This window comes from Arthrobacter rhizophilus (genome assembly GCF_026241105.1).
GTDB lineage: Bacteria > Actinomycetota > Actinomycetes > Actinomycetales > Micrococcaceae > Arthrobacter.
This window is the reverse complement of record NZ_JAPFFT010000015.1, coordinates 1-16,759: the sequence shown is the minus strand read 5'-3', so window position 1 is coordinate 16,759 and position 16,759 is coordinate 1. Positions and strand designations below refer to the sequence as shown.

The window sequence follows — 16,759 nt, the reverse complement described above, 5'->3', positions numbered from 1 at the left end:
AGGCCTAGCCGATCTTCCGGAGCCAGTCCGTCAGGATAGGCAAGACGACTGAGCTGTGCATCGCGCTGATGTGGTCGAGGCCGGGAAGTACTTGGACATCCCATCCGGCCTCAATGAGGGCTTGCTTGTGTAACGCCAAGGGCTCACCGATCTCTACGTGGACATTTCCCCATGCGGGTCCGTAGTCGATCCGGTCGTCCGCGCCGGCGAAGGCAAGCCTCGGCAAATCACGCGGGACCGCGTCCGAGGAGTCGTCGAAGTCCTGGAGGGCCTCGTAGAGCGTGACGAATTGGCGGGTTTGTGCCTCATTTGTTTGGACGGGGACCGCGTCCCAGTCGCCGGGTTCCGCCGCAGTGGCCGGTGAAGGAACCTGATTGGCGGATTGTTTGGCCATCGAGTGCGCTGCCCTCGTGACCGCCAGCATACTCTCGTAGGGTCCATCGCGCGGCGGGTATCCGCCCATGGCCAGCGCCCAAAGGCGGTTCGTTCGGATTGCGAGTTGCAGCCCGCAAAGCGCCAACCATGAGTAACCGTAGTAGGCGAAGGTGCGAGCGTCAGCGGCATCGGCGATGGCAAGGAAATCTGCGGACACGTTCCCAGGGGTGAGGGTGTCCGGTGCAGGATGGGCCATCCGATGCCCTTCGTAATCGGCGACGACGACTCGGTTTGTTCGCGCAAGACCGTTGACCAAGTTGGGTCCCAGATCTGGATCAGCGCCCCACCGGCGCATGGTGTCGGCCTCCTCCGGAAGATAGGGAGCGATGCGTGCTGGGATTATCAGCGCACGCCCGTTCCCTTGGATGGTTACCGGGATCATCGTGCCGTCGTGAAGAACGGCCTCGGCAGTGTCAATCACGGCTTGCCCTCCATGCGGGTGCGGCGTCTTTGTGGTCAAGCTTGCCACTGAATTGCCTTTGACAGAGCTTGGGATGGTCCCTGAATTTGGGGGCTTCCCCATCGACAGGCACTCGGGCCAGGAATAGCCTTAACCCGTCCCATTTGACCGACGAGGATGACGGAGAGGTATCCGACATGGGAGCTACAGAAAACGCTGAATTGGTCCGGCGAGGGTACGAGGCCTTTAACGCAGGTGATCTCGCGGCACTCGGCGAGTTGTTTGCGGAGGACGCAGTCTGGTACGCAGGAGGAAGTGGCGTGCTGTCCGGGACGAAACAAGGTCACGACGCCATCCTGGCCTACTTCGGCGAGCTGGGAGCGCGTTCCCAAGGTTCCTTCAAAGCGATGGTCCAGGACATCGTCGGCGGGGAAAACCACACCGTGGGGCTCCAGCAAACCCACGCTGAAAGCGACGGAAAAACCCTGGACGTTGCCACTGCCATCTCCTTCGTACTCCGCGACGGAAAGGTTGTCGAGGGCCGGGAGTACTTCGAGGAGACGGCCAAGGCAGACGAATTCTGGGCCTGAATATCGGATTTGGATCGCGCCCTTGAAAAGTCATTGACATACCGAGTTGCCGGGTCTATTGCTTGGCATGTCCATACACTTCCACACCAGCAAAGGAGCAGAAATGGAAGCCGCACCCAGGTCTGGCGGCGGCCTGCGTCTTTTCGGGGCCGAAGTGGAAAGGAACATTCATGGCCTCCACAGTGAACTACTTCGAAGTCGGCTCCCCTGATCCGGACAGTGCGCGGACCTTCTACGGCTCACTCTTCGACTGGGCGTTTGGTGAGTCCTCGCCCGCCGGCTACCAGATGGTGAACGGCGACAAGGGCGGTCTATGGAACACCACGTCGCTGGACGGGACGTCCTGGGCGATCTTCTACGTGCAAGTCGACGATGTGAAGGCCGCGATCGCCAAGGCCGAGTCTCTCGGTGCGAGTGTCGCCCTTCCGTTCGTTGACAACGGCGCCATCGAGTTCGCGCACCTCCTGGACCCGCACGGCAACCGTTTCGGAGTGTGGCGTCCCAAAATGCCGGATTGAAGCACCACGTGAACACTCGTGCGACACTCGATGAAAAGGACGAAATGCATTGACACTCGATACATTGCCCGTACTCGATCTTTCACGTTTGAATGCCGGAGCGGACGAGGCGGCCCGGTTCCGTGACGAACTCCGCAATGCCATGCACGAGATTGGCTTTCTCTACCTGGCCGGGCACGGCATCCCGCTGGAGTTGACGGACGCTATTCTCGATGTGTCGCGCCGCTTCTTCGAGTTGCCGGAACAAGAAAAACTCGCGATCGAGAATGTCCACAGCCCCCAGTTCCGCGGTTATACCCGTGTCGGCGGTGAGCTCACCGATGGTGGGGTCGATTGGCGCGAGCAGATCGACATCGGCGTCGAGCGTGACGCTGTGGAGCCGGGGCCGGACGTTGCGGACTATTGGCGCCTGGAAGGGCCCAATCTGTGGCCAGCCGCGCTCCCGGAAATGCAAGGGATTGTCTCAGAATGGACGGAACGGCTGAGTGCCATTTCCCTGACACTGCTGCGGGCATTGGCGGTTTCTCTCGGAGCGCCCGAGGACACTTTTGATGCTGCGTTCGCCGCACGGGCTTTCCCGGTGCTCAAGATTGTCCGATATCCGGGGGAGTCCAACCCGGAACCCAAACAGGGCGTCGGGTCCCACCGCGATGGAGGCGTGCTGACGCTCCTCCTCGTGGAGCCTGGAAAGGGAGGCCTCCAGGTCGAGTATCAAGGGAAGTGGATCGACGCGCCCCAAGTGCCGGGAACATTCGTGGTCAACATTGGCGAAATGCTGGAGCTGGCCACCAACGGCTACCTCAAGGCAACACTGCATCGCGTGATCTCACCCCTTCGAGGCACTGACCGGATATCCCTACCGTTTTTCTACAATCCGGCGCTGGACGCGAGAATGCCGCAGCTCGCGGTGAGCCCGGAGTTTCAAGCGAAGGCGCGCGGCCTGTCGGTTGACCCGACGAACAGCCCGATTCTTGAAACCTACGGTGACAATGCCCTCCGCTACCGGCTTCGGGCACACCCGAACGTCGTCGCGGCCCAGCACGCTGACCTGCTGACAGGCTGACGGCGCCGGGGCGGATAATGAGGGCATGGACTTCGAATTGCTCACCATCCAAGACTGCCCGCACGGGTCCGCAGCCCGGGAACTGTTTTCCCAAGCTTTGGAGCTTGTTGGGACCGATCCTGCGCTGATGGCAGTCAGGGAGATCATGACGGACGAAGAAGCCACCGTGTCCGGCTTCCACGGATCCCCGACGTTCACCCTGGACGGAGTGGACCTCTTCCCGTCGACGGCCGAACCGGCCATGACTTGTCGCGTCTACCCTAGGGTCGGAGGCCTCTCCGGGCTGCCCAGCCTGGAAGCCCTTCGGCAGGCGATCCAGGCCAGGCTGGTTGGGTAGCGCCGGCGGCTACGCGAAGACCCGGTGCCTATGCGGAGACCCGCGCCTCCGCAACCACCGGGTGGTCCCGCCCGAGGTTCCCCAGCGCCGAGGCGCCTTGCGGAGATCCGAGGTCATCGAAGAACTCCACGTTGGCCCGGACATAGTCCGCCCACTCATCCGGGACATCGTCGGCGTAGTAGATCGCCTCTACCGGGCAGACAGGATCGCAGGCACCGCAATCCACGCACTCGGATGGGTGGATGTAAAGCGAGCGTTCGCCTTCGTAGATGCAGTCCACCGGGCATTCGTCGATGCAGGCTTTGTCCTTGACATCCACGCAGGGCTGCGCAATCACGTAAGTCATGGCGCGCTACACACCGGTGTAAACGGTCTTGCCCCAGGTGAAGAAGTCCAGTGCGGACTTGCCCTGCTCGCGGAAGGTGTTGGTGGAGGAGTCCTTCACGCCACCGAACGGCACGTTCAAGTCCAAGCCCGCGGTGGGACGGTTGACCTTGATCACGCCTGCCTGCGCCCGCGCGGCGAAGTCCGTGGCCAGGGCCAGGGAATCGGTGCAGATGCCGGCTGTGAGCCCATAGCGGGAATCGTTGATCGCGGCGAGGCCCGCCTCGTAGTCGGGAACCTCAAGGACCGCAACAACCGGGCCGAAGATTTCCTCCGTCACGGCAGCGTCGTCAAACCGAAGATCGGTGAGCACAGCGGCCGGGAAGAACAGCGCACCGGAGGAATCGCCGTCGTACTCTCCGTGCAGGAGGGTGGCGCCGCGTTCGACGGCGGTGCGCACCGCAGCCTGGTCCTGTTCGAACTGCTGGCTGCTCACCACTGCGCCCATCTTGGCGCCGTCAAGGCCGTCACCGGCAGTGTACTTGGCTGCCTCGGCAACCAGGGCCTCAAGAAAGGCGTCGCGGATGCCAGGGGTGACGTAGACGCGGGACGTTGCCGTGCACGCCTGGCCGGTAAGTCCGAACGCACCGGCTGCGACTACCGCAGCGGCTTTGCGCGGATCGGCGTCGTCGAGGACCAAGACGCCGTTCTTGCCGCCCATTTCCAGCTGTACGCGGGCACGGCGGGCGTTCAGGATTTCCTGTAGCCCGAGCCCCACTTTGGTGGATCCGGTGAAGGACAGCCCGGCGATGCGGGGATCGCGCGCCAAGGCGTCGCCCACCACGCGGCCCTTGCCGTGCACCACGTTGAAGATTCCGGCCGGGAGTCCGGCGTCCCGCAGGGCGTGGGCGAGGTGAGTCGCGGAGAGCGGGGTGAGTTCGGCCGGCTTGATGACCACGGCGTTACCGCTGATGAGTGCCGGGGCGGCTTTCCATGCCGGGATGGCAATGGGGAAGTTCCACGGGGTAATGAGGCCGACGACGCCGAGCGGCTCGCGCCGGGTGGTGATGGTCGTGTCCGGCAGGCCGCTGGGCAGTACTTCGCCACTGGCGGCCCAGCCAAGGGAGCCGAAGAAGCGCAGCACGTCCGAGGCGCGCTTGACCTCTCCCATGGCCTCGGCGAGGGTCTTGCCTTCCTCTCGGACCAGGTCCTCCGCTATGGCGCTCTGGCGGTCCGCGAGCAGGTTGCCGGCGGTCATGAGGATGGCGCCACGGGCCGGGGAGGGCAGGGCTGCCCATGCCGGTTGGGCGGCGGCAGCGGCGGTGATGGCCGCGTCGACGTCGGCGGCGGTGCCACTCGGGGAGAGGGCAGCGAGTTCGTCCGGGCGGGCCGGGTTGATTCGCTCGGTTTCGGGCTCACCGCACCATTCGCCGTTGATCAGGTGCAGCGCGATTGCCACCTCGGTGGAGGTTGCTGTTTCGGTGGCGATGGAAGTCATGGTAATCCTTTGGCTTGGCAGTTGGGATTGGGCAGTTTGGTTTTGTTGGAGACCGGGGACTAGAGACTCCGGATCAGGCCGCCGTCGCAGCGAAGCGCGACGCCGGTGATGTACGACGCCGGGGCGCTGCAGAGGAAGGCGCCGGCGGCACCGAACTCTTCGGGTTCGCCGTAGCGCCGGGCCGGGATGGTCTTGCGCGATTCGAGTTGGATTTCCTCCGGTGTGGTGCCGCGGCGCTTGGCTGCCGCCCGGTCCAGTTCCGCGACGCGGTCTGTGCCGATGCGTCCGGGGAGGAGCATGTTGACCGTGACAGCGTCGAGGGCTACTTCAGCCGCAAGGGTCTTGAGGTACCCGGCCAATGCCGCACGGCCCGTGTTGGAGACGGCGAGGTTTGGCAGCGGCGCCGCGATTCCGCTGGATCCGATGGCCAGGATTCGCCCCCAGCGCCGCTCCCGCATCCCGGGCAGGATCTTCGAGACAAGCGCGTGGTGCGGTTTCACCAGTAACTCGAACGCCGCAGCGATGTCGTCGGCGCCAAGGCTCGCTGCGGCTCCGGGCTTGGGGCCGGGGCCATTGAGCACCAGGATATCGATGGGGCCGAGCAGATCCACGGCGCGTTCGACGGCGGCGGTCACTCCGTCCGCGGTGCTCAGGTCCGCTTCGACAGCCACGGCGCTGTGGCCGTCTGCTTGCAGCTCCGCCGCGATCTTCTCTGCCAGCTCGCCGCGCCGGCCGGTAATGGCCACGCGCACGCCCTCGGCAGCGAGGGCGCGGGCGACGGCGAGTCCCAGTCCTCCTGTGGAGGCGGCGACGAAGGCGGTCTTTCCGCTGATTCCGAAGTCCATCAGGGCCTTCCTGCTGTTTGGGCGGTTGGGGCAAGGGAGAGTGCGCTGGCGGCTTCGGCGAGATGCGTCAGCATTCCGTTCCTGAGGGCCGCGGGGAAAGGAGCCGCAGGCGGGCGCACTCCGGAGTCCTTGATGAGCCCCCGCTCACGGAAACACTCCTTCCGGACCGCCAGGGCGATCCGGGCCTGCTGCTCGAAGTTGATGAGCGGCAGGTACGGGAGCAGCGCGTCCCGGGCGGCGTCGTAGCCGTTGGACTGCCATGCGCGGACGCAGGCGACGAGGGCTTCCGGGAAGGAGAACCCGGTCATGGCGCCTGCGGCGCCGGCCACCAGCTCATCCAGCAGACCCTGTCCGCCGAACACGGAGACGTCGACGGCGGCCGCCAGTTGGGCGATGGCCACACTGGTGGGCGGGGCCTCGGCCTTTACCGCGACAACGAACTTGCACGTCTGGACCACGTAAATAAGTGCTTCCGTGCTGATGCTGACGCCGCTGGCCACCGGGTAGTCCTGCAGGACCACCTTGGCGCCGGTGGATTGGTGGATGGCGTTCAGGTGCGCGATCACCACCTCCGGGCGTGCTGAATTGGCTTGCACCATGACTGCCGCGAGCCGGTCTCCGGTCACGGCCTGGGCCGCGCGGATTTCTTCGACCGCGGTGCCGGTGAAGAGCGAGGTCACCCCCACCACAAGGGGCAATCGGGTTTCTTCGACTACCACTTCAAGTGCCAGGCTGCGCTCCGCTGCGGTCAGGGCGGCGGCCTCACCGAAGACACCCAGGACAGTCAGCCCCGTGGCGCCGATGGATTCATAGTGCTCCACCAACTGGGCCAGGCTGTCGGTGTCCAGATTGAGGGTGCTGCCCTGGAATGGCGAGGCGACGACGCCCCACACTCCGGGTGCTAGTGATTCCCGCATTGGATTGTCCTTCCGTTCATGCTGAAGTTCGGTGTCTTGCACTTGTTCGTGCCGCACCTAGCGGCCCGGCCACACTGGCGGGCGCTTTTCCTGGAAAGCGCACACGCCTTCGGCGGAGTCTTCACTGTCCAGGGCGGCCATGAGGGCCGGTAGCCTGAGGCCACGGGCTTCCGCGGCACTGAGGTGGCCGGTCCTGCTGACCATCTGCTTGACGGCCCGGACGGAGCTGGGCGCGCACGCGAGGATCTGGTCCACCCAGCGCTGCACCGCGGCGTCGAGCTCATCTGCGGGAACTACTTCATTGACCAATCCCATCGATTGCATCTCCGAGGCCTCGGCCTTGCGACCGGTGAGGAGCATGCCCATCGCCTGGGTGTAGGGGACGCGGCGCACCAGCTGATGGATGCCGCCGTCGAGCGCCAGACGCCCGACGCGAGGTTCGGTGAGGCCGAATCGCGCCGTGTCCGCGGCGACGACGATGTCGGCACCGAGTACGATCTCCATGCCGCCGCCCAGCGCGTAGCCGTTCACCCGGGCAATCACCGGAATGTCCAGGCTTGTCCTCAGGCTCAGTCCGCCGAAGCCGTTGGGGTCGAGTTCGGCCCAGTACTGCAGGCCGGTCTTGTCCACGGCAGAGGCGGACATGTCCGCCCCGACGCAGAACGCCCGCGCGCCGGCACCGGTGATGACGACGGCGCGTACTTCAGGATCGGCTTCGAGCTGGTCCCAGATGTCATTGAGCCTGGCCTGGGCGGTCCCGTCGACGGCGTTGAGCACGTGCTGGCGGTCTATGACCACTGTGGCTACGTGGTTCTCGATGGTCAGCGTGACCTGGTCAACTGGGTTGGGAACTGAGATTGTCTTCTCCACTATCGAAGCCGTCACCGGAGGACCCCCAACTGCTGCAGGCGCTCGATGGTTTCCTTGTCGAAGCCGTTCTCGAGCAGGACTTCCACGTTGTGTTCTCCGAGCCTCGGCGCCACGCGCTTTTGAACTCAGCGAGTCGGATGTGGAGCTTTACGACGCGGCCCGTCAGCTTCTCCTTCAGGCGCATCACAGTGAGAACCATCGCGTGGCCGCTGCTATGCGCGGGGCGTCAGGGACCATCTACTTGGGCCTCCACCTAGGCTCCAAGCGGATCAACGTGTGTGCCGAATCCAGCGCCCTCGCCAACGCCCGTATTGCGCAGGAAGCATCGATCCACTCGGTGGTTGCAGTCAGCATGGACGAACGCGGAGAACCCCAGGTCACCAACCCTTGCGGCGTCTGCCGGGAACTGCTGCGCAACTACGGGGCCGAGACATCTGTCCTGGTTGATGCCGGGGGAGAGGTGGGAACCGTCAGTCTTGAGGATCTCCTGCCCTATCCCTGGATGCGGGCCACGGAAACCGAGTGGACCACCCTTCCGCCAGGCGCCGGGACACACGGCCTGGCGCGCCAGTCGAGGTGAGGGCGCGCTGAGGTGCGATGCAAACGGCCGGGACTCAAGGGTCCCGGCCGTTTGCGACCGTTTCTATACCTGGCCAGTTATTTGCCCGGCTGTAGCCCGCGACAGTCCAGGCGGAGGGTTTTGATGCGCTCCGTGGCGTGTTCGATGGCTGCCGCGAGCTCCTCGGGCGGCACGGGGCGCGCAAATAGGTAGCCCTGGAGGGAATGGCAGCCGAGGCGCAGCAGGTACCGCGCCTGTTCCGGGCTCTCCACGCCCTCCGCGGTGATGCGGTGCCCGAGGTGGTGGGCCATGGCGCTCATCGAGGTCAGGATCGGAAGATCCTCCTCTCCTGTGTGTATGACGGAGACGAAGGTCCGGTCGATTTTGAGGATGTCCACGGTGAGGTCCTGGAGGCGCCCAAGGGAGGAATAGCCGGTACCAAAGTCGTCCAAGGCCACCCGGATTCGCTGACTGCGGAGCGTTGCCAGCTGGTCGATGATATGGGGTGCCGGGTCAAGGAAGACGCTCTCAGTGACCTCCAGTATCAGCTGGCTACCTTTGATTCCCGCGGCCGCAAGCGTACTGAGGACGGCGTCTGCATATCCCTGTTCGCGCAGTTGGACCGCTGAGGCATTTACCGCAACGGCGCGGTTCGCGTTCCCGACGAGCCAGGGCCTGAGCTGCGTGCACGCCTGGGACAGGACTTCCTGCCCGATCGCGTTGATCAGCCCGGAACGTTCTGCCGCGGGGATGAATTCCGACGGCGGAGTCAGCCCTCCGGGCCGCTCCCAGCGGGCCAAGGCCTCCACCTGCGTGACCGTGGCAGACTCGGCGTCAACGACGGGCTGGTAGTGGACGGTAATTTCTCCGTTGTCGACGGCCGAGCGAAGGCCGGTTTCCATGTTGTTGCGGACGAGCAGGGCCGTCATCATGTCCGGATGGAAGCGCAGGCATCGGTTCTTTCCGGCCGCCTTTGCCGCATACATGGCAATATCTGCACGCCGCATCAGGTCGGGGGCATGCAGTTCGGGATCCGCGCCGGTCAGTCCGATGCTGACGCCGGGGCGTAGCTCACGTCCGTGGAGTGCGAAAGGGGCGCTCAGCGCGGCCATCATGATGGAAGCCATGCGGTCGGGGTCGGGCGTGCGGGTCAAGAGGATGACGAATTCGTCCCCGCCCAGCCTGGCGACTGTATCGCCCTCGCCCACGCAGCGGCGTAGCCGGCGGCCGATTTCGATAAGCATTTCGTCGCCGGCCTGATGACCAAGGACGTCGTTGACCTCCTTGAAATCATCCAGGTCCAGGAGCAGTACATGGATGCCGGAGCGTTCCGTCGAGGCCAATGCAAGTTCAAGTCGTTCACGGAACAAGGCACGGTTCGCCAACCCCGTAAGGTGGTCGCGGAAGGCAAGAAGCCTCAGTTCCTCCGCCTTCCTGGCGAGTTCCGCCAACGCCGTCCGGGCTTGATCCTGCGCCTGCATCCGGGCTGTGGTGTCGCGGAAGCTCCAGACTCGTCCAACGATTGTTTCGGCGAGCCTCTGCGGCCTTGAATAACGTTCAAAGGTCCGGCCGTCGTGAAAATGCAGCACGTCCAGGCTCTCGGCACCTGGATCCGAGTAGAGCTGCTGGACTTTCGCGACGAACGCTTCCGGGTCCGTGAGTTGGTCCAGGACGAAGCCCATGACCTTCCCGTCATCGTGGGAGTCAAGTAGATTCTTGGGGATGCCCCACATGGTCGCAAACCGCTCATTCGAACCAGCGATTCTTCCGTCGGCCGTAACGACGAGGATACCGTCCGCTGTGGACTCGAGGGTTGCGCTGACCAGGGACAGCGCCTGGCGCAGCGCTGCATCGCTTCGTTTACGCTCGCTCACGTCACGGATCGATGCCACAACGTTGGCCGCGTCCGCGGTTACGGGCGCGAGATTGACCTCCATGGGGAATTCCGTGCCGTCACGCCGCAGGCCGAAGAGTTCAAGATCAGTCCCCATATGCCTGGCTTGCGCATCGATGCCGAAAGGCTCCCCGAGGCCTTCATTGTGTCCTTGGAGCCTGCCCGGGAGCAGTGCCCGGTAATGCCGGCCCAGCAGCCACTCGCGGCGATATCCGAAAAGACGCTCCGCTGCGGCATTGAAAAAGCGGATGGCGCCGCAGGAATCGATCATCAGCAGGGCATCCGGCGACCCCTCCAGCAGTTCGCGATAGGAGGGGACCGCGGTGCCGACAGTAGGCTCACCCATCACGGGACGCTTCGTTTGCATGGCCATCCAGTGCCCGCAAGCGGAACCTGTACGGTGTTTTGGCATCCACATCCAGTTCGAACATGCCTATGATCGCTGACCTCCCCAAGTCAAGGACGATAGTCCTCTACGGACCGTACCGGGCACTCGCCTGAAAAGCAAAGCACCCTTAGCGCCGACGCGCACTGCCAAGAGGTTGCCGTATGAGTTACTGGCGTGTAACTTTGGCGATGCCAAGTAAGCTTAGTATTACCCGCCGCCGCCGGGCTCGCGGTTCAGCAGGAGGTACAGCAGTGAGAATTGGATCATCCATCTTCCTTATCGCCCTAGGCGCCATTTTGGCCTTCGCCATCGCCGGAGATGTTGTGCCCTACTTCGACCTCCACATGGTCGGTTACATCCTCATGGTGGTCGGCGTAATTGGCTTGATCGTTTCCCTTCTCGTGTTCGGCCCGCGCCGAACCCGCCGTGTCAGCGAAAGCCGAGCTTCGGTTGACCCGGTCACGGGGGAGCGCATCGTCACCAGAGATAGCCGCGACATGGGAATCTAGCTGTCGGAGGCAGAGAAACGGGGAGGGACGGCACTGCCGTCCCTCCCCGTTTCTCTGCCTCCGGACGCGCCGGTACTAACTCAAGCGTGGAACCGGCGCCGGTTCCTAATCGCCATTACCCTTGCCGCCGCCCTTGTGACGTCCCGGGGCCGGGGTCACAGGAGCCGGAGCAACAGGCGTCGATGTCTCAACGCTCGGTGAGGGCGTTGGCGTAAGGGTGCTGGCCGTAGTCGCAGCAGAGAGGTCTGCCCGGACCAGGTCGATCGCACTCTGGATCTCTTGGCGCCGAGACGGCGAAACCTCACCACGCGCGACTGCATCTGCAAGGTCCTTCGTGAGCAGGTCCAGCGCCCTGGTTGCCGCCGGGATGTCTTTGTCGGCTGCGGACTGTGCCAGTGCCGTAACTTCGGACTGCAGTTTCCCGGCGGCGCCGGGCTTCAGTTCGTCCGATGCATTTGCGCAGCCGGCGAGGAGTCCGGCCACGAGGGCCAAGGCCGTCGTGGCTTCCAAGAGTCTGTTTTGTGCCCGGTTCACGGCGTCACGCTCTTTTGCAGCTGCTCGATGTGTTGACCCAAGAGGCCGGGAACGTTCGGGGAGGGAGCCGGTGCGGCGGGTGCGGGCGGCTGGAAGGCACTCACGCCAATGATCACCAGGGCGGTGGTAAGCAGTCCGGCTCCGATGGCCCATGCCGAGCGGCGCGGGTGGCTCAGCGATTTCCCCCGCCGTTGCCGCCAGTTTCGTATGGTTGGCACGACGACGGTGCCGTTACCGCTGCCACTGCTCCCCGATGCCGCAGGCTGCACGCGTGTCTGGATTGTTGGCTTGGCTGTGCGGGGAGGGCGGTCGGGCAAGCGGGGAAGCGTCTGCGTGGCGCCGCTGGCGACCCCGGGTATCGCGGCGGGAACGCCGGAACTGATGGCACGCCGGAGTGTTTGCTCAACGTCTCGTGCTGACGGTCGTTCGGAAGGACGGGTCAATGTCATGGCGGCGAGGAGGTCAACCCACTGCTCCCCGAGGGTCGCCGGAACACGCGGCGGACGGTGTAGCCTCGCAACGGCTGACTCCACGCTGGTTCCCGGGTACTCCAGCATTCCGGTGAGGCACTCGAGGAGGACCAGTCCCAGCGAGTAGATATCACTTGCCGGACCGAGAGTGGAGCCGGTGGCCTGTTCCGGGCTTAGGTACGCGGCGGTTCCGACCATAGTGCCTGTTGCCGTCAATCGGGTTCCCTCAATGATTCGCGCGATTCCGAAGTCCGTGAGCTTTGGCCGCATTGGGGATCCTGCGGGAGCTTCGGCCAGCAGGACATTCGCCGGTTTGATATCGCGGTGAATGATCCCACGCCCGTGGACATACTCCAGGACCGAGGCAAGATCTGCTCCGATATGGGCAACGTCCCCGATCGCCAGTGGGCGGCCCCGCAATCTGGCATGCAGGTCCGGTCCGTGAATCAGTTCCATGGTGAGGAATGTCCGGGGATGCTCCGGGTCCCGGTGGTCGGTGCCTGCGTCGAAGAGAGTCACGAGGGACGGGTGGTTGAATGTCGCAAGGAGCCGCATTTCGTTTTCGTGCCGGGCGAGCCCCTCCGGACCTCCCAGCAGCGGAGCGAAGAGTTTCAACGCCACGTCGCGGCCCAGTCTCTCATCCTGTGCCTGGTACACGGACGCCGTCGCGCCGCGGCCGATCAGGCTTCCCAGCCTGTATCGACCTGCTATAAGAGCATCGTTCTCTCCGGTGATAGGGCCATCCGGCACAGCTCCCCTCGCTTTCTTTGAACCTGCGGAAACTGCAATGCAGCTTGCGAGACACACGCCCCTCTAGGGTAATCGTCCCGCGAGGCCAGAAAGTTACGGTTCGGCCGAAAGTCCCCTGACAAGATGAACGACGGGTGAACAAAGGCTCAATCGCCCGTCCGCGGGGGTGATATCCAGCGGCTTCTGTGCCTACGTTGGTGCGGGAGTTCCGATACCGGAGCGCGCGGTGAGGCAACCGCAACCCAGTCCGTGAAATATCCAATGAGCAATCAAGACGAGAATTCCGGAGGTCTTCATGCCTATTCTGACCAGCCTTGCAGCCAGTAAAGCAGTGATCACTATGATCACTGCTGGCGCCATCGCAGGAGGCGGCGCCGCCGCCTTTACCAGCATCAGCACCACAGAGGTGCCGGCTCCTGCGTCCACCGCATCGGCCAGCCCGTCGCCGTCGGCGCCTTTGGTGTCTCCGACAACGGCGGTACCCCCTGCCAAGGCTCCCGAGACGGAGCCCTCGGGCCAAACGCCGTTGGTGCCCGCCACTGAGGAGCCAGTTGAGCAGCCGCCGAGCGCCGCGGCGCCCGCCCCGATTCCGAGTTCAACAGCACCCGTTCCTACTAATGCGTCACCTTCGTCCGATGTCCCGGCGGTTCAGCCCGCTGATAGTGACAACGACGGAATGAAGGAAGCCAAGGACGAAGACGGTGGCGACCGCAAGGCGGACCACGAGTCGAAAGGCGAAGGCCAGCACAAGTCACACCGTACCCACGCCGAAGGCAACTCGGACGCCGGCAAGCGCTAGGGGTTCCCAGCCCAAAGGTCAGCTCCAGCGGTCACATCCCATGGCGGGAGGGTCTTTCCGGACCCTCCCGCTACGGGGCGGTCCGGCTCTGCTTATCCCAGGGCGTGCGGCGCGCAGGCATTCCTCCATGCGTTCAACGGTCAGGAGGGACGAGGCTTCGAGGTCACCGGCCGATTCGCCCGACGGGTCGGCGTGTGTCTCCGCACGGGTTGTTGGCGCCCGCACCGGGACCGCCTGAACGCGTTGAGCCTCGCACCACCGAGGAGTAGGGTGGCCACACCGCCAACTCGCACAACCTAGATGGGGGAGCCACCATGCCAAATCCGAGACTTCGACTGGTTACCATGTCGGCAGTTCTCGCGCTGAGCGTGACGAGCGGTGCCGTTGCCAGTCCCGCTTTTGCCGATCCGCGCCACACTGAAAAGACCGCCACCGCCACCGGATATGGCGGCGCGGTGAGCACCGTAGACCCCGAGGCATCCGCCGCCGCGATCGAGGTCCTCCGCAAGGGCGGCAACGCAGCCGACGCCGCCGTCGCCGCGGCCGCGACCCTCGGGGTGACCGAACCCTATAGCGCCGGGATCGGCGGTGGCGGATACTTCGTGTTCTATAACGCAAAGACCGGAAAGATCGGCACCATAGACGGCCGCGAGACCGCCCCAGCGGCGATGCCACACGACGCGTTCATCGACCCGAAGACCGGCAAGCCCTACAACTTCACGCCCGAGCTCGTCACCAGTGGCGTCTCCATAGGCGTCCCCGGCACAGCGGCAACCTGGGAGCGTGCCCTGGACCGCTGGGGTACGTTGAGCCTTGGAGATGCCCTCCAGCCGGCCATCAAAGTCGCGACCCGGGGCTTCGTGGTGGATCCGACCTTCCGCCAGCAGACACTCGACAACAAGCTCCGCTTCGGGGCGTTCAGTTCCACGAGCAAGCTGTTCCTCCCGGGAGGCGACGCACCCGCCGTCGGAAGCGTCTTCCAGAACCACGACCTCGCCGCGACGTATCAGCTCCTCGCGAAGCAAGGCACCAGCGCCTTCTACAGCGGCCCGTTGGCGGACGAGATCGCGGCAACAGTCCAGGCGCCCCCGAAGACTGCCACCACCACACTGCCGATCCCCGTGGGGCACATGACCACCGCAGACCTCGCGGCGTACAAACCCCTGGACCAGGCGCCCACCCACGTCGACTACCGCGGCCTTGATGTCTACGGCATGGCGCCGTCGAGCAGCGGTGGCACCACGGTCGGCGAGGCGCTCAACATCCTGGACACCGTAAATCTCTCGGAGATGTCCAAGCCGGCCGCCCTGCACCAATACCTCGAAGCGAGCGCGCTCGCGTTCGCGGACCGTGGAAAGTATGTCGGCGACCCTGCCTTCGTCGACGTTCCTACGAACGCGCTCACCGACCCGATCTTCGGCAAGGAACGCTCCTGCCAGATCGATCCGCTGCACGCGGCTACGAAACCCGTCGCCGCGGGGGATGTGTCCGGGTACGACGGCGTGTGCCCGGCGTCCGCAGCCGCGCTCGCCGATAAGAAGGACACCGAGAACATCTCGACCACCAACATGACGGTCGCGGACAAATGGGGAAACGTGGTCGAGTACACGCTTACCATCGAGCAGACCGGCGGATCGGGCATCGTGGTGCCCGGGCGGGGGTTCCTGCTCAACAACGAGCTCACCGATTTCTCGACCGTCTACAACGCGGCCGATCCAAACCGGATCGAGCCGGGGAAGCGCCCGCGCTCCTCGATGTCCCCGACTATTATCCTCAAGGACGGCAAGCCGTTCCTCGCCCTCGGCTCACCCGGCGGATCGACGATCATCACCACCGTGTTGCAGACGATCCTGAACAGGGTGGACCTGGGCATGAGCATCTCCGACGCGATCGCTGCCCCACGTGCTTCGCAACGGAACACCGCCAAGGTCACCGCCGAGCCGGACTTCATCACGGCATACGGGAGCCAACTGACACCGTATGGCCATCAGTTCACGCCATCAGGTGATGCCTTCACCTCGGCCGCGGAGATCGGTGCGGCAACAGCGATTGAATTCAGGCCCAACGGGAGCATGATCGCGGCCGCTGAGCCGGTCAGGCGAGGGGGAGGCTCGGCGATGGTTCTCAAGCCGTCGCCGTGAAGCGGTTGAGCATGGTGAGCTGCGTGCGGGGCAAGCCCCGCTGTGCATGACGGGCAAACGGTGGGAGAATTGTGGCTGGACCAAAACGGCCGGCGGCGCATCTCGCCTGCTGAGACCCAGGTGAGTCCCCCAGTGCGCCGTCGGTCTTGACCTTGTCGAATTCCTATGCCGCGCCGGTCCACCTGGGTGCGGTTGCCGCCCGCCGGAGTTCCTTGGCGCGGGCACGAAATCCGTCGCTCGCCTTGCGCCGTTCATCACACGCTTGTGGAGCCGCTCTTTGGGGAAGCGTGCTCTGCGGAACCGTGCTTGGAAGAGCAATCATCGTGGCCGGTTGCCGGGCACCCGCAGCCGGGCAAAGGTCTGTGACCAGCCCCATGCCTGCACACTCGCGCGCAGCGGCGATGCCGGCGACCACCCCGGACTTGTCCTCGAACGGCGCCGAAACGGCAATGACGATTCCGTCAGGAGATTTGAGGCGGAATCTGAAAAAGGACTCCCCGTCAACAAACACTTCGAATACGCCGGCCACTGCTACCTCCCGGTCTGCGGACCCGCTGCGTAGCGACTTCACTACGGAGCGGGACGGAGCATCGCTGCATTCCTTACCGCTGGTTTGGTGGACGATCGCCAACGGATCGCCCCTCACATCACATTCAGTCTGTGCCAGCTCCGTTTGGGCTCACAAGACCGGGCGAGTAAACCCTATGTAAAACCTGTCAAACCCGAAGTCTTCCGGCACACCCGGTCCTCCGGCGATGCCGGCAAATCGCAGTGCCGAACGGGTGCTCCGATGACAGGCACGCCGAGATCTTTGCGGGCGGTCCTTTCCGGGTGAAGGAGCCTAGACGATATGTGTGAAGGGTTGCGGCCCGGGTTGGGTTCTGGTCCTTCTGATCGTCCATTGTCGCCGGGCGGTTC

General features: G+C 64.4%; 18 protein-coding genes. 8 read left to right on the top strand and 10 right to left on the bottom strand.

The window, feature by feature from the left end; translation table 11 throughout:
• Positions 1–4: 4 nt before the first annotated feature.
• A complete protein-coding gene (locus OOZ51_RS13460) occupies positions 5–856 on the bottom strand; it encodes an alpha/beta fold hydrolase (protein ID WP_265980176.1) in 852 nt (283 codons plus the stop codon).
• A 176-nt stretch (positions 857–1,032) separates the two neighbouring features.
• Here OOZ51_RS13460 and OOZ51_RS13455 point away from each other — a divergent pair, with 176 nt between their 5' ends.
• From OOZ51_RS13455 to OOZ51_RS13440, 4 genes are all read left to right on the top strand, one after another.
• Complete coding sequence (locus OOZ51_RS13455) at positions 1,033–1,425, top strand: nuclear transport factor 2 family protein (protein ID WP_265980175.1); 393 nt, start codon at positions 1,033–1,035, stop codon at positions 1,423–1,425.
• Positions 1,426–1,595: 170 nt separating this feature from the next.
• A complete protein-coding gene (locus tag OOZ51_RS13450; protein ID WP_265980174.1) occupies positions 1,596–1,943 on the top strand; it encodes a VOC family protein in 348 nt (115 codons plus the stop codon).
• 49 nt (positions 1,944–1,992) lie between these two features.
• Positions 1,993–3,006 (top strand): isopenicillin N synthase family dioxygenase, encoded by a 1,014-nt coding sequence (locus OOZ51_RS13445; protein WP_265980172.1) that lies wholly within the window; start codon positions 1,993–1,995, stop codon positions 3,004–3,006.
• A gap of 25 nt (positions 3,007–3,031) precedes the next feature.
• A complete protein-coding gene (locus OOZ51_RS13440; protein ID WP_265980171.1) occupies positions 3,032–3,343 on the top strand; it encodes a hypothetical protein in 312 nt (103 codons plus the stop codon).
• A 28-nt stretch (positions 3,344–3,371) separates the two neighbouring features.
• Here OOZ51_RS13440 and fdxA read toward each other — a convergent pair whose 3' ends face one another.
• From fdxA to OOZ51_RS13415, 5 genes are read right to left on the bottom strand one after another with little or no spacing between them, the layout of a single operon-like run.
• Positions 3,372–3,689 (bottom strand): ferredoxin, encoded by a 318-nt coding sequence (gene fdxA / locus OOZ51_RS13435; protein ID WP_265980170.1) that lies wholly within the window; start codon positions 3,687–3,689, stop codon positions 3,372–3,374.
• Between the two features lie 6 nt (positions 3,690–3,695).
• The gene (locus OOZ51_RS13430; protein WP_265980168.1) at positions 3,696–5,165 is read right to left on the bottom strand and encodes an aldehyde dehydrogenase family protein; all 1,470 of its coding nucleotides are present in this window, start codon (positions 5,163–5,165) and stop codon (positions 3,696–3,698) included.
• 59 nt (positions 5,166–5,224) lie between these two features.
• Positions 5,225–6,010 (bottom strand): SDR family oxidoreductase, encoded by a 786-nt coding sequence (locus OOZ51_RS13425; protein WP_265980167.1) that lies wholly within the window; start codon positions 6,008–6,010, stop codon positions 5,225–5,227.
• Complete coding sequence (locus tag OOZ51_RS13420; RefSeq protein WP_265980166.1) at positions 6,010–6,927, bottom strand: dihydrodipicolinate synthase family protein; 918 nt, start codon at positions 6,925–6,927, stop codon at positions 6,010–6,012. Before OOZ51_RS13420 ends, OOZ51_RS13425 begins: the two co-directional genes overlap by 1 nt.
• A gap of 57 nt (positions 6,928–6,984) precedes the next feature.
• Complete coding sequence (locus OOZ51_RS13415) at positions 6,985–7,797, bottom strand: enoyl-CoA hydratase-related protein (protein WP_265980165.1); 813 nt, start codon at positions 7,795–7,797, stop codon at positions 6,985–6,987.
• Positions 7,798–7,936: 139 nt separating this feature from the next.
• Between OOZ51_RS13415 and OOZ51_RS13405 the strand changes: the two genes are divergently transcribed.
• The gene (locus OOZ51_RS13405; protein WP_323054753.1) at positions 7,937–8,377 is read left to right on the top strand and encodes a cytidine/deoxycytidylate deaminase family protein; all 441 of its coding nucleotides are present in this window, start codon (positions 7,937–7,939) and stop codon (positions 8,375–8,377) included.
• Between the two features lie 77 nt (positions 8,378–8,454).
• On the opposite strand, the gene OOZ51_RS13400 is transcribed toward OOZ51_RS13405, so the two are convergent.
• Positions 8,455–10,596 carry a putative bifunctional diguanylate cyclase/phosphodiesterase gene (locus tag OOZ51_RS13400; RefSeq protein ID WP_265980163.1) on the bottom strand — a complete coding sequence of 714 codons (2,142 nt, stop codon included), beginning with the start codon at positions 10,594–10,596 and terminating at the stop codon, positions 8,455–8,457.
• A 293-nt stretch (positions 10,597–10,889) separates the two neighbouring features.
• Between OOZ51_RS13400 and OOZ51_RS13395 the strand changes: the two genes are divergently transcribed.
• Positions 10,890–11,147 (top strand): DUF6458 family protein, encoded by a 258-nt coding sequence (locus tag OOZ51_RS13395; protein WP_265980161.1) that lies wholly within the window; start codon positions 10,890–10,892, stop codon positions 11,145–11,147.
• A gap of 105 nt (positions 11,148–11,252) precedes the next feature.
• On the opposite strand, the gene OOZ51_RS13390 is transcribed toward OOZ51_RS13395, so the two are convergent.
• Together OOZ51_RS13390 and OOZ51_RS13385 are read right to left on the bottom strand one after the other, a co-directional pair.
• Positions 11,253–11,681 (bottom strand): hypothetical protein, encoded by a 429-nt coding sequence (locus tag OOZ51_RS13390; RefSeq protein ID WP_265980159.1) that lies wholly within the window; start codon positions 11,679–11,681, stop codon positions 11,253–11,255.
• Positions 11,678–12,901 (bottom strand): serine/threonine-protein kinase, encoded by a 1,224-nt coding sequence (locus OOZ51_RS13385; RefSeq protein ID WP_265980158.1) that lies wholly within the window; start codon positions 12,899–12,901, stop codon positions 11,678–11,680. The genes OOZ51_RS13390 and OOZ51_RS13385 overlap by 4 nt, the downstream gene beginning before the upstream one ends.
• A gap of 295 nt (positions 12,902–13,196) precedes the next feature.
• Here OOZ51_RS13385 and OOZ51_RS13380 point away from each other — a divergent pair, with 295 nt between their 5' ends.
• Positions 13,197–13,700, top strand: a complete 504-nt coding sequence (locus tag OOZ51_RS13380) for a hypothetical protein (RefSeq protein WP_265980157.1) — start codon at positions 13,197–13,199, stop codon at positions 13,698–13,700.
• 314 nt (positions 13,701–14,014) lie between these two features.
• Complete coding sequence (ggt, locus tag OOZ51_RS13375; protein WP_265980155.1) at positions 14,015–15,841, top strand: gamma-glutamyltransferase; 1,827 nt, start codon at positions 14,015–14,017, stop codon at positions 15,839–15,841.
• Positions 15,842–16,004: 163 nt separating this feature from the next.
• Here the strand turns inward: ggt and OOZ51_RS13370 are convergent, their stop codons facing one another.
• Positions 16,005–16,487: a YegP family protein gene (locus OOZ51_RS13370; protein WP_323054752.1), complete on the bottom strand. Its 483-nt coding sequence runs from the start codon at positions 16,485–16,487 to the stop codon at positions 16,005–16,007.
• Between the last annotated feature and the right edge of the window lie 272 nt (positions 16,488–16,759).